This window comes from Ruminococcus sp. CAG:57, assembly GCF_000435935.1.
Lineage (GTDB): Bacteria > Bacillota > Clostridia > Oscillospirales > Ruminococcaceae > Hominimerdicola > Hominimerdicola aceti.
The window spans coordinates 1-2,839 of sequence record NZ_FR890684.1 but is presented as its reverse complement, the minus strand read 5'-3'; the positions used below and the strand labels follow the sequence as shown (position 1 = coordinate 2,839).

3 protein-coding genes are annotated in these 2,839 nt (G+C 44.1%); all 3 read left to right on the top strand.

The genetic code is table 11. From position 1 onward, the window contains the following. Positions 1–255: 255 nt before the first annotated feature. Positions 256–1,089, top strand: coding sequence for a DUF6329 domain-containing protein (locus QVO88_RS00925; RefSeq protein ID WP_022286656.1), 834 nt, complete (start codon positions 256–258; stop codon positions 1,087–1,089). Between the two features lie 8 nt (positions 1,090–1,097). After that, a complete protein-coding gene (locus QVO88_RS00920) occupies positions 1,098–1,394 on the top strand; it encodes a DUF4314 domain-containing protein (RefSeq protein ID WP_022286655.1) in 297 nt (98 codons plus the stop codon). 83 nt (positions 1,395–1,477) lie between these two features. Further along, positions 1,478–2,749, top strand: a complete 1,272-nt coding sequence (gene dcm / locus QVO88_RS00915) for a DNA (cytosine-5-)-methyltransferase (RefSeq protein WP_022286654.1) — start codon at positions 1,478–1,480, stop codon at positions 2,747–2,749. Positions 2,750–2,839: the final 90 nt, after the last annotated feature.

The following is a 2,839-nucleotide window of genomic DNA, read 5'->3' as shown; positions in this document are numbered from 1 at the left end:
TCACCGACCGGAAGGATTTGAACCCTCGACAAATGAATATTGTCAAATAAAACGGCAAGCTTTGAGCAGATTTCGCTCCCGGCTTGCTTTTTTTTATGAAAAAACATTCACAAAGTTTAGAAGGCTGTTTTGTCAAATATCACGAAATGTGATAAACGACAAAGCGGTCTTTTTTTATTCCTCAAGGAAGGACGTGATAGCCATGTGGCAGATATACTATTAAAAAGGAAAAATAAAACGAATGGAGGAAACACAATGAACAACAAACTTATAATCAACACCAATCTGCTTCGCAAGGAGTTAGAATTTAAGACAAAGTCCTGTGCGGTGGAGAAAGCGATAGCAGTTTCTCATGCTGAGTTTGATAATCTGAAAAGGCATCCCTTGCAGGACAATGACCTGATCGCTGAGAACACAGATTTGATGTACTGTGACAGCAATGATATTTATCATTGTCTGCTGATCTACGATGAGGAACAGGGTGACGGTCTGCTGATCGAAGCTGAAGGCTCATCCTACGCTAGATACGTTCAGTATATTCCAAACGCAAAGCTGTTGTACGAAAATCATATTCAGACGCATTTGCAGGAAATGAAATTTTACTGTCCCCTTGAGATCAGCAGAGTACCTGAATGTTGGTCTGATGAGGAATACGAAAAAATCTCCTCCTATGAAGCTTCTGCTTACAAATCGGAGATAAATCATTTTATCAGCGATTTCAATTTGCCCGAAGAAAAAGAGCGAGGTCTGATGCATTGGTACGATAGAGGCAATTCTGTTGACCGAAAGGTGTTTTCCGCATTTATGTCGGTCGAAGAACATAACGGAGAACTTGTGGGAGTGGTCACAGCAAACGTTCACGGTCAGCTTACGGAAGATGAACTTGAGGATCTCCGTGAATATTGTACCGGGCAGTTAAGCGACGGCGCAGGAGAGAGTCTGGAGCAAAGACCGATAAAAACTCCCGACGGAGAAATTTATATCAGCTTTTGGAATTCCGACAAATGGTTTTTGCAGACGGAGGAAGAAATGAACAGCGATCAGTTTGAGGACATGACCGAAGAACCCGATATGGGAATGACGATGTGAGGTGTAATATGATTTACAACGAAAAGAAAGTAGAAACGCTTAGACAGAGATATCCCGAAGGAACTCGGATATGCCTTGACAGTATGGATAACGATCCCCGTCCAATTCCACCAGGTACTAAAGGCATAGTTCAATTTGTGGACGATGCGGGTACTCTGCACTGTAAATTTGATAACGGAAGAACGCTTGGCGTTATCCCCGATGTGGATAAGTTTCATAAAATCGAACAGGAACAGGCTATGGCGGATGAGCAGGAAAAATCTGAAGAAATCACAGAAACTGAGGGTTTTGAAGAATCCGAATAAATGGAAATGTCAATGTAACGGTTAAGTTTTGAAAAAGACTTAGCCGTTTTTTTATTACACAAACAAGAAAGGATCGGTGATAAATGATAAAGTATTTCGATATCTTTGCAGGCATCGGCGGATTCCGCTCAGGACTTGAAAAAGCAGGAGGCTTTGAGTGCGTCGGGTACTGCGAGATTGACCGATATGCTAAAAAAGCATACGAAACAATGTACGATACGGAAGGCGAGGTGTATTACGATGACGCAAGAAAAATCAACCCAAACGAGTTACCCGATTTCGACCTTATATGCGGAGGCTTCCCTTGCCAAAGCTTTTCAATCGCTGGAAAAAGGGGCGGATTTGACGACGCAAGAGGAACTCTGTTCTTTGAAATTGCCAGAATCGCTGCCGTTAAAAAACCTAAATATCTGCTGCTTGAGAACGTACCCGGATTGTTATCGCATGACTCAGGCAGGACGTTTGCGACCATCCTTGGTTCGCTGGACGAATTGGGGTACGATGTCGCATGGCAGGTGCTTAACAGCGCAAATTTTAGAGTCGCCCAATCCCGAAAAAGAGTGTTCATTATCGGATTTCTTAGAGAAAAATGCGCCGGAAAAGTATTGTCTTTCACGGACGCAAATCCAAAAACTCTTGTACAACGCATACCCGGACGAGAGGGCTGCAGAGTGTACTCAGCCGACGGACTGAGCATAACGCTTACGGGAACGGCAGGAGGCTTCGGAGGAAAGACAGGACTTTACGAGATCATAGGACTTCCGATCAAGGTCAAAACCAAGTCGGGCTATCAGTTAGCATTGCCCGGCGACAGTATTGATCTCGCCTACCCTAACATTAATTCAAGACGAGGACGTGTAGGTCACGATGTAGCACACACGCTGACAACAAGCTGTAATCAGGGATATTACGCTATGTGTATCGATATGAATCCCGAACCGAAAGTTACAGAGCTTGCGAGGTGCATAACGTCAAGGCAGGACAGCGGTATAGGTCACCATAAAGGAGAAAAGTCGGGGGTGATCGTGATTAGCGATCCGATTGCGGTGCTTACTCCCGAAAAGGAGAAAGTTCGTCAGCAAGGGCGAAGATTTAAACTCCCAAACGAACCGATGTTTACGATAACTGTCACCGATAAACACGGGGTGATCTACTGCGGATATATCCGCAGGCTCATGCCTTTGGAATGCTGGCGTTTGCAGGGGTTTACAGACGAGCAGTTCAACAAGGTGGCGGCAACCGGAATGTCCGACGCACAGCTTTACAAGCAGGCAGGAAATGCCGTTACTACGAATGTTATTGAGGCTCTTGCAAGGTTTATTTTAGAAATTGACAAGGAGAATGCAAATGAATAATATGATAAAGATATTTGAAAATGAGGAATTTGGTTCGCTCAGAATTTTAAAGGAAGATAACGGCAGAATCATGTTCTGCGGCAAGGATGT